At 60.6% G+C, this 16,244-nt stretch carries 11 protein-coding genes and 1 pseudogene; 6 read left to right on the top strand and 6 right to left on the bottom strand.

What is annotated here, in order from left to right; all coding sequences use genetic code 11:
• Nucleotides 1-33: 33 nt before the first annotated feature.
• A pseudogene (locus J0F90_RS13200) lies at nucleotides 34-486 on the top strand (hypothetical protein); the annotation flags it as partial.
• 84 nt (nucleotides 487-570) lie between these two features.
• On the opposite strand, the gene J0F90_RS13195 reads toward J0F90_RS13200, so the two are convergent.
• Entirely contained in the window at nucleotides 571-2,637 is a 2,067-nt protein-coding gene (locus tag J0F90_RS13195) for a carbon starvation CstA family protein (RefSeq protein WP_033640151.1), read from the bottom strand.
• Between the two features lie 385 nt (nucleotides 2,638-3,022).
• Between J0F90_RS13195 and J0F90_RS13190 the strand changes: the two genes are divergently transcribed.
• Nucleotides 3,023-4,186, top strand: coding sequence for a M20 aminoacylase family protein (locus J0F90_RS13190; RefSeq protein WP_033640152.1), 1,164 nt, complete (start codon nucleotides 3,023-3,025; stop codon nucleotides 4,184-4,186).
• A gap of 30 nt (nucleotides 4,187-4,216) precedes the next feature.
• On the top strand, nucleotides 4,217-5,527 hold the full coding sequence (locus tag J0F90_RS13185) for an MFS transporter (RefSeq protein WP_033640153.1): 1,311 nt from the start codon (nucleotides 4,217-4,219) through the stop codon (nucleotides 5,525-5,527).
• A gap of 74 nt (nucleotides 5,528-5,601) precedes the next feature.
• Here J0F90_RS13185 and J0F90_RS13180 read toward each other — a convergent pair whose 3' ends face one another.
• Both J0F90_RS13180 and gloA read right to left on the bottom strand, forming a co-directional pair.
• Nucleotides 5,602-7,536: an exoribonuclease II gene (locus J0F90_RS13180; protein ID WP_033640154.1), complete on the bottom strand. Its 1,935-nt coding sequence runs from the start codon at nucleotides 7,534-7,536 to the stop codon at nucleotides 5,602-5,604.
• A gap of 187 nt (nucleotides 7,537-7,723) precedes the next feature.
• On the bottom strand, nucleotides 7,724-8,251 hold the full coding sequence (gene gloA, locus J0F90_RS13175) for a lactoylglutathione lyase (protein WP_016927543.1): 528 nt from the start codon (nucleotides 8,249-8,251) through the stop codon (nucleotides 7,724-7,726).
• 99 nt (nucleotides 8,252-8,350) lie between these two features.
• Between gloA and J0F90_RS13170 the strand changes: the two genes are divergently transcribed.
• On the top strand, nucleotides 8,351-9,205 hold the full coding sequence (locus J0F90_RS13170) for a LysR family transcriptional regulator (protein ID WP_033640155.1): 855 nt from the start codon (nucleotides 8,351-8,353) through the stop codon (nucleotides 9,203-9,205).
• A gap of 15 nt (nucleotides 9,206-9,220) precedes the next feature.
• On the opposite strand, the gene J0F90_RS13165 is transcribed toward J0F90_RS13170, so the two are convergent.
• Nucleotides 9,221-11,527 (bottom strand): FdhF/YdeP family oxidoreductase, encoded by a 2,307-nt coding sequence (locus J0F90_RS13165; RefSeq protein WP_016927545.1) that lies wholly within the window; start codon nucleotides 11,525-11,527, stop codon nucleotides 9,221-9,223.
• A gap of 282 nt (nucleotides 11,528-11,809) precedes the next feature.
• Here J0F90_RS13165 and dacD point away from each other — a divergent pair, with 282 nt between their 5' ends.
• Together dacD and J0F90_RS13155 are read left to right on the top strand one after the other, a co-directional pair.
• A complete protein-coding gene (dacD, locus tag J0F90_RS13160) occupies nucleotides 11,810-12,979 on the top strand; it encodes a serine-type D-Ala-D-Ala carboxypeptidase DacD (RefSeq protein WP_033640156.1) in 1,170 nt (389 codons plus the stop codon).
• Between the two features lie 65 nt (nucleotides 12,980-13,044).
• Nucleotides 13,045-13,950, top strand: a complete 906-nt coding sequence (locus tag J0F90_RS13155; RefSeq protein WP_016927547.1) for a LysR family transcriptional regulator — start codon at nucleotides 13,045-13,047, stop codon at nucleotides 13,948-13,950.
• An 88-nt stretch (nucleotides 13,951-14,038) separates the two neighbouring features.
• Here J0F90_RS13155 and J0F90_RS13150 read toward each other — a convergent pair whose 3' ends face one another.
• Together J0F90_RS13150 and J0F90_RS13145 are read right to left on the bottom strand one after the other, a co-directional pair.
• Complete coding sequence (locus tag J0F90_RS13150; protein ID WP_015378018.1) at nucleotides 14,039-14,587, bottom strand: inclusion body family protein; 549 nt, start codon at nucleotides 14,585-14,587, stop codon at nucleotides 14,039-14,041.
• A gap of 461 nt (nucleotides 14,588-15,048) precedes the next feature.
• Nucleotides 15,049-16,233, bottom strand: coding sequence for a CMD domain-containing protein (locus tag J0F90_RS13145; protein WP_016927548.1), 1,185 nt, complete (start codon nucleotides 16,231-16,233; stop codon nucleotides 15,049-15,051).
• Nucleotides 16,234-16,244 lie beyond the last annotated feature (11 nt).

Raw genomic sequence — 16,244 nt, 5'->3', positions numbered from 1 at the left:
ACTGATGCCGCTCAGCTGTTTCCGGGCAATACCGGGAAACAGCAGCAGGATGTGGCGCAGCTAAACCGGGATACCGAGCATGCCAACGACGGCAGCATCAGCCCGATATTCAACAAGGAGAAGGAGCAGAACCGGCTGAAGCAGGCGCAGTTGATTGGGGAGATTGGCGGCCAGGCGATGGACGTCATCCGCACGCAGGGTGAGATTGCCGAGCTGAAGGCGCAGAAAGACCCGGCGGCGCTGGCGCAGGCCCGGGAGCAGCTTGAGAATAGCGGGAAACCAACGAACGATGCGGCGGTGATGAAGCAGGCGTACGACAACGCGATGCGGCAATACGGCACCGGCAGCGACCTGCAGAAGGCGGCGCAGGCGGTAACGGGGGCGCTGACGGCGCTGGCGGGCAATAATCTGGCGGGCGCGCTGGCGAGCGGCGCCTCGCCGTACCTGGCGACGGAAATTAAAAAGTGGGTCGGTGAAGACAATATTCTCGGGGGCGACATCTTCAAGCAAATAACGGCTGGCCTCTGAACAGTACGCTGAGAGGCCGGCCGTTTCTCCTAACGGCGAGACTCAGCCGCGGCCGGCCTCTTCCCTCAGCGCGGCGCTGACCTCGTGCACCGTCGGTTGTTCGGAACGCAGCGCCCGGCGGATGGCGAAGAAAGCGGCGATCAGCATGGTCACCGCCACCAGCATAAAGAACCCGCACAGCGCGGCGTTGATCTGGTTGCTGAACACGATGGTTTCCATGTCTTTCAGCGATTTGGCCGGGGCAATAATCGTGCCTTGCTCGATGCCGGTGGAGAATTTCTTCGCCTGCGCCAGGAAGCCGATGCTCGGTTTTTCGTGGAAGATCTTCTGCCAGCCGGCGGTCATGGAGGTCACGAACAGCCAGGCGGTCGGCAGAATTGTCACCCAGGCGTAGCGCTGCTTTTTCATCTTGAACAGCACCACGGTGCCGAGGATCAGCGCCATCGACGCCAGCATCTGGTTGCCGATGCCGAACAGCGGCCACAGGGTATTGATGCCGCCGAGCGGATCGACCACCCCCTGATACACGAAGAAGCCCCAGCCGGCCACCGCCACCGTGGTGCCCGCCAGGTTGCCGAACCAGGAGCGGTTGTTGGCCAACTGCGGCACCGCCACGCCCACCAGATCCTGCACCATAAAGCGGCAGGCGCGGGTGCCGGCGTCGACGGCGGTCAGGATGAACAGCGCTTCGAACAGAATGGCGAAGTGATACCAGAACGCCATCATCGCCCGGCTGTTGAACACCTCACTGATGATGTGCGCCATGCCCACGGCGAAGGTCGGGGCGCCGCCGGCGCGCGACAGAATGGAGTTCTCACCCACCTCTTTGGCGATCAGCGCCAGCGTTTCCGGCGTGATGATAAAGCCCCAACTGTTGATGACCTGCGAAGCATTTTCCACCGTGGTGCCGATCAGCGCCGCCGGCGAGTTCATGGCGAAGTAAACGCCCGGATCCAGCACCGAGGCGCAGATCAACGCCATGATGGCGACGAAAGATTCCATCAGCATGGCGCCGTAACCGATAAAGCGCATGTGGCTTTCGCGCTCCACCAGCTTCGGCGTGGTGCCGCTGGAAACCAGCGCGTGGAAGCCGGAAATGGCGCCGCAGGCGATGGTGATGAAGAGGAACGGGAACAGGGCGCCGGCGAACACCGGGCCGCTGCCGTCGATAAAGCGTGAAACCGCCGGCATTTTCATCTCCGGCATGGCGAAGACGATGCCGATGGCCAGGCCGATGATGACGCCGATTTTCATAAAGGTGGAAAGGTAGTCGCGCGGCGCCAGCAGCAGCCACACCGGCAGCACCGAGGCGACGAAGCCATAGATCACCAGCACCCAGGTCAGGGTGGTGCCGTGCAGCGTGAAGAATGGCCCCCAGTAGGGATCTTGCGCCACGTTGCCGCCGTAAACGATCGCCAGCAGCATCAGCACGAAGCCAATCACCGAAATTTCGGCGATCTTGCCCGGCCGGATAAAACGCATGTAGATGCCCATGAACAGCGCGATCGGGATGGTGGCGGCGATGGTGAACAGCCCCCATGGGCTGTCGGCCAACGCTTTTACCACCACCAGCGCCAGCGCCGACAGGATGATGATCATGACGCCCAACGCGCCGAGCATGGTGATCACCCCGGCGAACGCGCCCAGTTCTTGCTTGGCCATTTCCCCCAGTGAACGCCCGTCGCGGCGGGTGGAGATGAACAGCACCAGGAAATCCTGCACCGCGCCGGCCAGCATGACGCCGACCAGGATCCAGATGGTCCCCGGCAGGAAGCCCATCTGTGCGGCCAGGATCGGCCCCACCAGCGGCCCGGCGCCGGCGATCGCAGCGAAGTGGTGGCCGAACAGCACCCATTTGTTGGTGGGCACGTAGTCCAGGCCGTCGTTATGGCGTTCCGCCGGGGTCAGACGACGGTCATCCAGCTCAAAGACCTTGTCGGCGATGAACCGGCTGTAGAAGCGGTAGGCGATGCTGTAGCAGGCGACGGCGGCGACCACCAGCCAGACGGCGTTGACGTGCTCGCCGCGGCTCAGCGCCAGCATGGCGAAAGCGAAGGCGCCGACCAACGCCACCAGCAGCCAGATAAGTCCGGACCTGATGTTTTTCATGAAACAACTCCTTGGCGTGCAGAGGTAAAAATCAACGTTGTTATTAGGAATGACGTTTTAACAGTAGAAGTTTTGCCGCCGAACCGCGGCAGGTCGGATGAGAAATGTGAAGCAGGTGGGGTTTTAGTGTAAAAACAACGTGATGAAACAGCGTTGGCGCAGGCTGTCGCCCACATAATCCTGAGCAGTTATTCATTCGGCATTTTCACGGCGCGTACAGCGAATTATCGTCGTTTTTTATCTGGGCACGGTGTCTGGCGGATTATTATTTTATCTGTCGAGGTGTGCCGAAATAAAATTATTCATGCTGTGTTATACCTTTATTTTCACCCACGGGCTTAATTATTCATCAAATAAATAATAAAGCTACGAAAGGAATTTAATTATGATAAATAAAATCATCGAAGGGTATTTACCTCAGCTCACGGCCATTCGGCACGATATTCATCAGCACCCTGAATTGGGTTTCGAAGAGTTCCGCACCAGCGATCTGGTGGCGGATTATCTGAGTTCGTGGGGCTATGAGGTGCACCGCGGATTGGCGGGCACCGGCGTGGTGGGGACGTTGCGGGTGGGCGACGGCGTTAAACGCCTCGGATTGCGCGCCGATATGGACGCCTTGCCGATCGAGGAAAACAACGGCAAACCTTGGAGCAGCAGCGTGGCCAACCGCATGCATGCCTGCGGCCATGACGGCCATACCACCATGCTGCTCGGCGCCGCCCGCTACCTGGCGCAAACGCGCAACTTCAACGGCACGCTGCACCTGATTTTCCAACCGGCGGAAGAGATGCTGAACGGCGGCGCGCGCATGGTGGAGCAGGGGCTGTTCGAACGCTTCCCCTGCGACGCCATCTTCGCCATGCACAACATGCCGGGGATGGCGCTCGGCGAGTTCTTCTTCCAACACGGCCCGTTTATGGCCTCGATGGATCAATTCAACGTGCGGGTGCAGGGGCGCGGCGGCCACGGCGCCATCCCGCAGCTGGCGGTCGATCCGGTGCTGGTGGCCTCGCATATCACCGTCGCCCTGCAGAGCATCGTTTCGCGCAATATCGATCCGCTGGAGGCGGCGGTGATCACCGTTGGCAGCATCAAGGCCGGCGAGGCGGCCAACGTGATCCCGGACAGCGCGGAGATGAAGCTCAGCGTGCGCTCGCTGGATCGCCAGGCGCGCGCTACGCTGCTGGCGCGCATTCCGGCGCTGATCGAGGCGCAGGCGGCAAGCTTCGGCGCCCACGCGACGGTGGAACACGTTAACGGCACGCCGGTGTTGGTCAACGACGAAGCGATGACCCGTTTCGCCCACCGCGTGGCGGAGCAGCAGTTCGGCGCCGCCCGCGCGCACTACGGTGCCAGGCCGCTGATGGGCAGCGAAGACTTCGCCTTTATGCTCGATGCGCATCCGCAGGGCTGTTACCTGATCGTTGGCAACGGCGACGGCGAAGGCAGCTGCATGGTGCACAATCCGGGATATGACTTCAACGACGGCTGCCTGGCGGCCGGCAGCCAGTATTGGGGGGCATTGGCTGAAGCCTATTTAAAATAAACGCGAAAAATAATAACAGGGAAGATAATGATGAGTGAAAATACGGCTGAAACCCAAACGGAAATAATATCGGCCCCGAAGGTCGGTGGCAAAAAGGTCATCTTCGCCGCCTCCTTCGGCAATGCGCTGGAATTTTTCGATTTCGGTATTTATAACTTCTTCGTCATTTATATTAGTGTGCTGTTCTTTCCGCCGTCGAGCGATCCTAATTTGGCGTTGCTGTTGGCATTCGCCACGTTTGGCGTCAGTTTTTTCATGCGGCCGCTGGGCGGCATTTTGATCGGCGCCTATGCCGATCGCCATGGCCGCAAGCCGGCGATGATCCTGACGATTTCCTTGATGAGCCTGGGCACGGCGATGATCGGTTTTGCGCCGACTTACGCCAGCGCCGGCTATTGGGGAACCGTCACCCTGGTGGCGGCGCGTTTGATCCAGGGCGTGGCGGCGGGCGGCGAGGTGGGGGCATCGATGTCGTTGCTGGTGGAGTCGGCGCCACCTAACCGGCGAGGCTTCTATTCCAGCTGGTCGCTGGCGACGCAGGGCATCGCCACCGTGGTCGGCGGCGTCACCGCGCTGGCGCTCAGCGCGGCCTTGCCGGTGCTTTCCGGCGAGCCGAACGCCATGGCCGAGTGGGGATGGCGCATTCCGTTCTTTATCGGCGTGGCGCTGGCGCCGCTCGGTTGTTGGCTGCGTCTCGGATTGGAAAGCGACCGGCCGCCGGTGTCGCGGGCCCATGAACCGCCGGCGCAACTGCGACGGCACTCGCGGGCGGTGGTGCTTGGCGTGATGCTGACCATTGGCGCTACCGTCGCCACTTACATCTCGATGTATTATCTCGGCACTTACGCGGTGAAATACTTAGGCATGCCGCAAGCCTACGGCTATGCCGCGATGCTGCTGGCGGGGCTGGTGACCTTCGGCGGTAGCCTGTTGGTCGGGCACTGGTGCGATCGCTATGGCCGTTTGCCGCTGATCCGGGGCTCGCGCATCGCTATCTTGATCGTGGCCTTGCCGGCGTTTTGGTGGCTGAGCGCCGCGCCGCATCCGGCGGTGCTGCTGCTGATTGTCGCGATATTGGTCGGATTGACCACGCTCGGCTCGGTGCCGACCATGCTGATGATTTCGGAGCTGTTTCCGCAGCGCATTCGCGCATTGGGGTTTGCGTTGGTCTATAGCCTCGGCGTGGCGATTTTCGGCGGCTTCGCCCAATATATCGCCTCGCAGTCGATCGCGTTGAGCGGCTCGCTGCTGGCGCCCGCCGTCTACCTGATGCTGGCGACGCTGGCTTCGCTGGCGGTGCTGCCCTTGCTGCGTGAAACCGGCGGCGATCCATTGCGCTAGCGAGCGCGGGCGAAAAAAAACGCCGGCGGTTCTCACCGCCGGCGCTTTGCGTTGCGACCGTTTCAGGCTGGCGTTCAGGCCGCCGGGCGGGCGATCACGCTGCGGGTTTCCATGCGCACTTCGGCGATGGTGACCTGCAAGGTATCGCTTTGGCGGTAAACCACTTCACCTTTGATCTGCACGGTGCCGGTTTCCTGGCTGCACTGCATCTCGTCACGCACCGCGTGAATGAACGGCGCTGGGATGAAGGCAACCGCGCCGTTGTCCAGCAGGCGCACACGCAGGCCGCCACGGGTTACGTCGATAATCTCGGCGTTGAAGCGGGTATCGGTGCCGGCCTTGTCCTGCAGGAAGCGGGCATACAGCCAGTCGCCGACGTCGCGCTCCGCCATGCGGTTCAGGCGGCGGCGCTCCGCCAGCTGCACCGTCACGTCATCCTGCGGTTTTTCCGCCGTCTGCTGGTTGATGATCGCCTTCAGCAGACGATGGTTGACCATATCGCCGTATTTACGGATCGGCGATGTCCAGGTGGCGTAAGCCTCCAGACCCAGACCGAAGTGTGGCCCCGGCGTAGTGCTGATCTCGGCGAAGGTCTGGAAGCGACGGATGCGGCTGTCGAGGAACTGGGTCGGCTGCGCGTCCAGATGGCGGCGCAGTTCGCAGAAACCGTCGAGGGTCAGCAGCTTCTCGGCTTCGGCTTCGACGCCGTTGGCCTGCAGTACGGTGACCGCTTGCTCAACCAGCGCAGGATCGAAACCGGTGTGCACGTTGTACACGCCGAAGCCCAGGCGATCGCGCAGCACGATGGCGGCGCAGACGTTGGCGGCGATCATGCACTCTTCAACGATACGGTTGGCGCTGCGGCGCTGCTCGGTAACGATCTCCAGCACGTCGCCTTTTTCACCCAACACGAAGCGGTAGTCCGGGCGATCTTTGAATACCAGCGCATGCTGGTGGCGCCAGGCATTGCGCGCATCGCAAACGCGCTTCAGCAGGGTGATCTGTTGCGCGATGGCGTCGCTCGGCGGTTGCCAGCCGGCAATGCCGTCCAGCCAGTCGGAGACTTCGTCGTACACCAGTTTGGCTTTGGATTCGATCTCGGCGGCGAAGAACTGAATATCTTCGCCCAGCGCGCCGTCGGCGGCGATGGTCACGCGGCAAGCCAGCACCTGACGGCGCTCGTTAGGGCGCAGCGAGCACAGGTTGTCCGACAGATCGCGCGGCAGCATCGGGATGTTGAAGCCCGGCAGATAGTTGGTGAAGGCGCGCACGCGGGCGATATCGTCCAGCTTGCTGCCTTGTTCGACATAAGCGGTCGGATCGGCGATGGCGATGGTCAACTGCAGCGAACCGTCACCGTTGTCGGTCACGTACAGCGCATCGTCCATGTCCTCGGTGCTGGCGCTGTCGATGGTGACGAATTCGAGCGCGGTCAGATCTTCACGCACCAGCGCAGCGTCCGGCTCGCTGAGCGCCTGCATCTCCGGCGCCTCTTTTTCCAGGTTGTGACGCGCCAGCGTCACCCACCACGGGGCGAAATGGTCTTCACCGTCGGTGATAAAGTGGGTCAGGTCGGCGTTGAAGCCGCGATCGCCTTTCAGCGGATGACGGCGCATTTCCGCCACCGCCCAGTCGCCGGCCTGGAAGTTGTGGGTCAGTTCACGCACCGGGCGGCACGGAATCGCCTCTTTCAGCAACGGATGATCGGGCACGATGGACAAGCGATCGTCGCGCTTTTGCACGCGGCCGACGAAGCGCGACAGGAACGGCTCGACCAGGGTTTCCGGCTCAGCGATTTCGCGCTCTTTCTCGGTGTGCAGGGTGGCGATAATGCGATCCCCGTGCATGACTTTCTTCATGTACGGCGGTGGAATGAAGTAGCTTTTTTGACCGTCTACTTCAAGAAAGCCAAAGCCTTTCTCAGTCCCTTTCACGACGCCTTCAACGCGCGGGGTCTGAGAGTGAAGTTGCTGTTTAAGCTGCGCCAGCAGCGGGTTATCTTGAAACATATCGTCCAGTGAATGGGTTGTGAGTGGCAAGATTTGCGGCTGACAGTTTTACGCGAATCACCCGCTGCGAGCAAGCCTAACGTCACGGAACCCCGCGTTGCCGCGCGATTTTGCGCAAGAATGGTCAATCGAAGGGCGAACGATGAAAAACCCCGGCGCGCAGGCCGGGGTGAAGGGCGTGGGACAATCAGTCCCGCAGCGGCGTCGGCTGCAGGATTTCAATCCAGTAATCGTCCGGATCGCGAATGAACGCCACGTAGTTCATGCGGCCTTCATGCAGGCGTTTCTGGAAGGTGACGCCCAGGCGCTCAAACCGCTCGCAGGCGGCGCGCACGTCCGGCACCGTGACGCACAGGTGGCCAAAGCCGCGCGGCTCGCCGTTGCCGTTGTGGTAATGGAAATCCGCCTGATTTTCGGTGCCGTGGTTATGGGTTAGCTCGAGAATGCCCGGCTGACTCAGCGCCCAGCGTTTGCGTTCGTCGTCATCCTGCGGGATCTGCTCGCGCGGGCTGCGCGTCAGGTAGCAGATGGTGAAGGCGGCTTCTTTGAACTCTTCCAGATAGACCGGGGTAAAGCCCAGCACGCGCGTATAGAAATCCAACGCTTTGGTCAGGTCTTTCACGCGGATCATGGTGTGGTTGAACACGTAACCGTCGGTTACCGTATCCGGTTGGGCCGCCACGCCGGGCAGCGTCAGTAAGTCATTCAGTGGCATCAGTGATCCTCCTCAGGGTGTCGACAGACTGTAGGTGAAATCGATGCTAATCTAAAGTGATTGTTTTTAACTAAAACACTAACTAAAAGTGAAGGATAGATGAAGCTGAGCCAGCTGAAGTTTTTCTGCACCGTGGTGGAACACAAAACCATCGCCGCCGCCGCCCGTGAGCTGCACTGCGTGCCTTCCAACGTCACACTGCGGCTGCGCGAGCTGGAAGAGTCGCTGGGCGGCGAGCTGTTTTTCCGCGACAAGAACCGGCTGTACGTGAATCCCAAAGGCCGGCTGTTCTACCAGCAGGCGCGCGACATCGTGGCGCAGGCCGAGCGCAGCAAACAGCTGTTCGCCGGCGAGCAACAGCATGGGCTGCTGAACCTCGGGGCGCTGGATTTTTCGCTGGTCAGTCACTTGCCGGCGCGCATCGCCCGGCTGCGCCGTTTACAGCCCCATTTGCACATCAACGTGCTGAGCCGCGACTCGCTGGTGCTGGAACGCATGTTGATCGACAGCGATCTCGATCTGGCGATCACCGACGGCCCGATTGAGCATCCGCTGCTGGCTAGCCAAAAGGCGTTTGACGAACGGCTGGTGCTGCTGATGCCGGCGGATGTCGGGCAACCCGACGCCGCCACGCTGGCGCCGCTGGAGTTTTACACGTTCAGCCGCGAGTGCTCGTTCCGGCTGAAGGTCGATCACTGGCTGGCCTCGCGCGGGCTGAAACCGCGCATGACGCTGGAAATGGAATCTTATGCCGCGATGGCAGCCTGCGTGAAGGATGGTTGCGGCGTCGCCTGCGTGCCCGGCTCGTTGCTGCCGCTGATCTTGCCGGCGCCGGGGCTGAAGGTGGTGGAAATGGGCGAGGAGGGCGTGAGCGATCTCTATTTCGTCTGGCGGCGGCATCAGCTGTCCGAGGAATTGCAGACTATCCTGGAAATATTGGCGCGCCCGGCGTGAACCGGGCGCGCGTTTTCAGGCGATGCGCAGCGACGGTTGCTGCTCGCTGCGGCGAATCGCCACCGGGATCGACTTCGACGTCGGGGTGCCGGTGCCGTCGCCGAAGCTGGCCAGCGGCACCAGCGGGTTGGTTTCCGGGTAGTAGGCCGCCAGGTTGCCACGCGGAATGTCGTAACTCACCAGCTTGAATCCATCCACCTTACGTACCACGCCGTCGTTCCACAGGGTTTCTATCTCTACCCGTTCGCCATCCTGCAGGCCCAGCGCCGCCAGATCTTCCGGATGGATGAACAGCACTTCGCGCTGACCGTAAACGCCGCGGTAGCGGTCATCCAGACCATAGATGGTGGTGTTGTACTGATCGTGCGAGCGCAGCGTCTGCAGGGTAAACGGCGCTTGCTCGCCGCCCAGCTGCGGGAACAGGGTGGTCGGCAGCGCGGCGTCGCTGAATTCCGCCTTGCCGCTTGGCGTGGCGAAGCGCAGTTCGGCGGCGGCATTGCCCAGGTAGAAGCCGCCGGGTTGCTCGCAGCGCCGGTTGAAATCCTCGAAGCCGGGAATGGTGGCGGCGATGTGATCGCGGATCAGCGAGTAGTCGTCGGCCAATTCCAGCCAGTCCAGCTGTTGCGTACCCAGCACGGCGTCGGCGATGCCGCAGACGATCGCCGTCTCCGAACGTTGAGTATCCGCCAGCGGTTTGCCGATGCCTTCCGAGGCGTGCACCATGCTGAACGAGTCCTCGACCGTGATGTACTGTGAGCCGCTGGCCTGCATGTCCAGTTCGGTGCGGCCGAGCGTCGGCAGGATCAGCGCGTCTTTGCCGGTCACCAGGTGGCTGCGGTTAAGCTTGGTGCTGATATGCACCGTCAAATCGCAGTTGCGCAGGGCGCGGGCGGTGCGCTCGGTGTCCGGCGCCGCGGCGGCCAGGTTGCCGCCCAGCGCGATCAGCACTTTCACTTCGCCGCGCAGCATCGCTTCGATCGCTTCCACCGTGTTGTGGCCCAGCGCGCGATTGGCGGTGAAGTTAAAGTGGCGTTCCAGGCTGTCGAGCAGCGCCTTCGGCGACTTCTCATCGATCCCCATGGTGCGGTTGCCCTGGACGTTGCTGTGGCCGCGTACCGGGCACAGACCGGCGCCCGGTTTGCCCAGTTGCCCGAACAACAACTGCAGGTTGGTGATTTCACGCACCGTTGCAATAGAGTGCTTATGCTGAGTCACGCCCATCGCCCAGGTGCAGATCACCCGTTCGGCGCCCTGGTAGGTGGCCGCCGCCTGGCGCAATTGCGCTTCGCTCAGGCCCGATTGCGCGGTAATGGTCCGCCATTCAGTGGCGTCCACCTGCGCCAGATAAGCCTCTACGCCGACGCTGTGCCGTTCGATAAACGCCAGGTCAAACAGGGCGGGTTCACCGGCGGCGAGGCGCTGACGGTGGGTTTCCAGCAGGGCTTTCACCATGCCGCGCACCGCCGCCATATCGCCGCCCAGATTCGGCTGGTAATAGGAAGAGCTGATCGGCGAGGACTTTGGCGTCAGCATCTGCACCGGATCCTGCGGATCGGCGAACCTTTCCAGCCCACGTTCGCGCAGGGTGTTAAAGCTGACGATGCGCGCGCCGCGTCGGGCGGCGTTTTTCAGGCTGTGCAGCATGCGCGGGTGGTTGGTGCCGGGATTTTGACCGAACACGAAGATGGCGTCGGCCTTTTCGAAGTCATCGATGCGGATGGTGCCTTTGCCGACGCCGATGCTCTGCTTCAGCCCAACGCCGCTCGCTTCGTGGCACATATTGGAACAGTCGGGGAAGTTGCTGGTGCCGAGCATGCGGCCAAACAGCTGATAAAGGTACGACGCTTCGTTGCTGGCGCGGCCCGAGGTATACAGCTCGATCTGGTTCGGGTTGTCCATGCCGTTGATGTGTTTGGCGATCAGCGCCAGCGCGTCCGGCCAATGGATAGGCTCATAGTGGTCGGTTTCGGCGTTGTAGCGCATCGGATGGGTGAGGCGCCCTTGATACTCGAGGAAATAGTCGCTCTGCTGCTGCAGGGTGCTGACGCTGTGGGCGGCGAAGAATTCAGGCTCGACGGCGCTGCGCGTCGCTTCCCAACTGACCGCTTTGGCGCCGTTTTCGCAAAAGCTGAAGGTGCTGTGATTGTCGTCGCCCCAGGCGCAACCGGGGCAGTCGAAGCCGCGCGCCTTGTTGACGCGCATCAGGTTGCGCATGTTTTTTAGCGTTTGTTTACTGTCGAGGACAAAGCGGGTGGTGGCTTCAAGCGAACCCCAGCCGCCCGCCGGGCCGGTATAAGGCTTGATTGACGGTTTGAATTTCATGGTGACACTTCGCAGGTGGTTGTAGCTAAAAAGTAAACGCTTTTTTATGCGTTTTGCGTATTTATGTCACAAGTTTAGGAGCGCGGCAGGCGGGCGTCTAATCGAATGGTGCAATGGCGGCATAGAGCGTATCTATCGCAGGCGGACGCTGACCTAAACAAATGGTTGCATAAAGACACCCGCTGCAAAAGAGTAATGGTTTCGTCTGAAAGTGAATTCATGCAGTCTATCTCGCGGATTATATTGGCATTTTATTCAGCCTGCGGGCCTGAGGAACACAGCGTGAAGCGTTCAGTATCAGTGGTGATCGGCGGTATATTACTGCCTTTAGCGGCGCAGGCGGCGGAAACGACGCCCCATTTTCCCACCATGACCCCACCGGCGATAGACGCCGCCTCTTACGTTTTGATGGATTACACCACCGGCCAGGTGCTGGCCGCCGGCAATGCCGACGAGCGGCGCAATCCGGCCAGCCTGACCAAACTGATGACCGGGTTGGTGATCGACCACGCGCTCGACCAGCATAAGATTGGCCTCGACGATGTCGTCACCGTGGGGAAAGACGCTTGGGCGCAGGGCAACCCGGTGTTCAAAGGCTCCTCGCTAATGTTCCTGAAGCCTGGTGACAGGGTCACGGTACGCGATCTCAGCCGCGGCATCATCATCGATTCCGGCAACGACGCCTGCGTGGCGATGGCCGATTATGTGGCGGGCAGCCAGGCCAACTTCGTCAAGCTGATGAACGAGAAGAGCGCGCAGCTGGGCCTGCAGAACACCCATTTCGAAACGGTACACGGGCTGGATGCGCCGGGGCAGTTCACCACCGCCGGCGATCTGGCGGTGATTGCGCGCGCCATCATCATGAGCGAGCCGGCGGAATACCATATGTACAGCGAGAAATCGCTGACCTGGAACGGCATCACGCAGCAGAACCGCAACGGCCTGCTGTGGGACAAGACCCTGCACGTCGACGGCCTGAAAACCGGGCACACCGCCTCGGCCGGCTTCAACATCATCGCCTCCGCTACCGAAGGAGATCGCCGCCTGATCGCCGTGGTGATGGGCGGCAAAAGTTCCAAAGGCCGCGAGGAACAGGCGCGTAAGCTGTTGACGTGGGGGCTGCGCGACTTTACCACGGTGCACCTGTTCAGCGCCGGCCAGAGCCTGGGGGACGAACCGGTCTGGTACGGCGAAAGCCACCGCTTGCCGGTCGGCAGCGCGCAAGAACAGTCGCTCAGCCTGCCGAAAAGCGAGGCGGACAAACTGAAGGCGCAGTACGTGATCAATGCCGCGCGGCTGGAAGCGCCGATCAACAAAGGACAAACCGTTGGCCAGATCCGCATCAGCGATAATGGCCAGGTGGTGAAAACCCTGCCGCTGGTGGCGCTGCAGGCGGTGCCGCAGGGCGGCGTGTTCTCGCGCCTGATGGATTACATGAAGCTGAAGCTCTGACTCACCGGGCGAGCGACGACGCCCGGTGGTATACTGAGCGCGAATGCCGATCATTGAGCCGCGCTATGGATATTAAACAACTGATTTATTTGTGTAATTTAGAACGGGAACGCCACTTCGGTCGAGCGGCGGAGGCCAGCTTCGTCAGCCAGCCGACGCTGTCCATGCGATTGAAAAACCTGGAAAAAGAGCTGGGCGTTTCGCTGATTAACCGCGGCAACCATTTCGGCGGTTTTACTGCCGAAGGCGAGCGGGTGCTGGCGTGGGCGCGTGAGATTGTCTCGGTTTACCAGGGACTGAAGCTGGAGGTGGAGTCGCTCAAGCACGGTTTGCACGGCACGTTGCGCCTTGGCGTGGTGCCGCAGTGCAGCATCTCGGTGGCGGAAATGCTCAAGGCGGTCAGCGAGCGTTATCCGCATCTTGATTACCGGCTGGCGGTGCTGAGCGCCGATCAACTGCTGGAGGCGCTGACGGCGCATACCGTCGACATCGGCATCGGCTTTTTCGAGCTGTCGACGCTGAAGGAACTGCATTTTCAATCGCAACCGCTGGTGGAAACCGGCGTCGAGCTGGTATTTCATCCGCAACACTTCCCTAAGCTGGTGGGCGACACGCCGTTGCCGCTGGAGGCGGTGGCCGCCTTGCCGCTGTGCCTGGCCGAACCGACGCGTTATTTCCGCCGCTATCTCGATCAGCACTTCCGCGACGCCGGGTTGACGCTGCACACGCGGCTCGAGACCGCGTCGATCTTCCAACTGCTGGAGGGGATTTTCGTCGGCCTGGGCTGCGGGCTGTTCCCGCGTGGCCAACTGCAATCGCCGCTGATGCCCGAGCTGCAGCGGCGCCCGGTGGCCATCGGCGCTATGCCGCGTCATGCGGCGGTGGTGGTCGATATGGCGGAGCGCGCTACGCCGTTGGCGCAAAAATTCTTCGACGCCGCCAGCGAGTGGCTGCGTCGGCAAAAGGAATAGAGACGTTTATGTTTATCCGACGTTCCAGCCATGATGATGGCCCCGTGGGGCCATCATCATGTTTTCTCTAACGGCCGATGAAATTATGTTAATTGCTGATGGTAATGGTCGGATCCCAATAGAAATAACCCAGTAATTTCTGATCGCCGCCGTTTGGCCGATAATAAAGGCCAAATTGAATGCAATAGTTTTCCGTACCGGTATTGGTAATGTCTGCCTGTATAAACCAATAGGTTTGGTTGGTGAAGCTGACGGGGAATACGGTATTTTGCGCCGGCATCATCGAGCTGCGGGTGTACATTTTGAAGGTCGGGTTGGAGAAAACCTGGGTGCCGCTGCCGAACTGCGGCAGCCCGTAGATCAGCACGCTGGCGTCGAAATTGGCGGATTCTGAGGTGCCGGTCCAGCGAATGACGTCGCCGACATTGGCCTTAAAGTTCAGGTCCGCCGTGCCGGAGCCGCCGATCACCTGTTCGGAGGTGACGACCATATAGGCGTATTGATGGCCAATGCCCGTCGGGTTGCCGGCGTCCTGGCTGGGATTGTTATTCTCGAATGCTTCTATCAGGGCATCGGTATCGATGACGACAATCACGTTAACGATACTGTTGCTGGATTTAAGTTCTTGTTCAGACATAGGGTTACCTCACAATATTTTTTGCTGTGATAGAAAATTGAAAATAATGAGAATAACGGCGAGCGTTTATCTTTGTTGAATATTTAAAATGGGTCATCACAACGCCGCTATCGGCTTAATCATAGAAACTAAATAGCAAGACGACCACTGCTGAAAGGTTAGGGGTTTTAATGAGTCCATCTATAATTAGCAGGGTTAAAACCTTGTTTTACTGCTTCTGCGATGAGAACGGTTACAGAATTGAGCGATGGCGCAATCTGCCTATTGCTTTGTTTGCAGACATAATTTTGACGAACCCTGTGTTTCGCCGGTGGCAGAATAAAACGAATCATAATCCTGATAAATGAAGTGTGTTTGGATTTTTGCTTTATCAATTTATATTTTGGTGAAGTTTTTCGCCAAAACAGAGAAGGGGGGAGTTAACGGCGAAGAACGTTAGCCGTCAACTCAGTGATGACAGATCACAGCGCCGGTTGTACCGGTTCCGCATCGCCCAACGTTTGGCGCAGGCGATTTTCCCAAGCGTAGAGCGCGGCGGTGAGGATCACTTCCAGCGCCTGCGCCTGATTCAGGCCGCTGTTGAACAACGGCTGCACGCTCTGCGGGGTAAATTTCTCCGGTGCGCGCGTCAGCTCGGCGGCGGTGTGGATCACCGCGCGTTTGACGGCATCCTCGGTAAATGCCAGCCCCTGAGGCAGCCCGGCGAACAGCGCCTGGGCCAGTCCGTCGTCCTGGAGCTCTTGCGTCACCGTGGCCGCGCAATAATGGCTGCCGTTGATGCGCGAAACCGCCAGCGTCGCCAGCGCCTTCAGGCGGCTCGATAACCCATATCCTTCGGCATTGATGCCGTTGAACACCCCGTTACGCTCGCGCAATGCGGCGGCATCGTGCGCCAACAGCAGATAATAAGATTCGGCGCGCGCCTGCGGGTGACTCTGATCCAGCACGTCAAGCTGTTCGGCGGCGGCGGCTTCCGTGTCGATCGGCGGCAGACGCGCGGTCCAGCTTAACTCTTCGGCACTGAAAGCGACGCCAACGGCGTCTTCGACGTTAGGGAAGCCGGGCACCACCGCCGCCGGCCGGCCGGCCAACGCCGCGACGCCCGCGACCACGCGCGCTTGATAGCTGACAAAACCGATGATTTGCGAAAAGGTGACGATATCCGCCGGGCTCAGCCCGACGTCGCCAAGCTGTTGCAGCGCCTTGCGGCAAATCAGCGTGGGCTGGCTGGCAAGCTGGCGGGCGTATTGAGTGATCTGGGCGAGGCGGATATTGCTTTCCCGGGAAGCGTCCGGGCTGTGCAGCGGGGCGAGGCGGGCGGCATAGTGGCTACAAAGCGACTGCACGCCCGTCACCTGAGCGACGGTCAACGCGGTGCTGAGGCGATCGTAGGGTGACATTGTCACGTATCGTGATAATGGCACCTGATCGGGAAACAGCGCATGGTAGCCGGCCAATGAGGCGTTGAACACCCCGGCGCGAGCGCTGAGCGCATTGTTTAAGGCTTCATCGGCGAAGGCGCCCAGCCCCAGCAGAAAGCGATCGCGAAGGGTGGCCGCCTGAGGCTCCAGCGGCGCATCGCCCCGCACGCTGCTTTGGGTTTCGTGATACCACTGGGCATTATGTTGTCGACGGAGTCGTTCCATAGGGTCAATCC

The organism is Serratia marcescens subsp. marcescens ATCC 13880 (genome assembly GCF_017299535.1).
In the GTDB taxonomy this organism is placed as follows: domain Bacteria; phylum Pseudomonadota; class Gammaproteobacteria; order Enterobacterales; family Enterobacteriaceae; genus Serratia; species Serratia marcescens.
The sequence above is the reverse complement of the archived record's forward strand: the minus strand, read 5'-3'. Positions and strand labels throughout refer to the sequence as shown.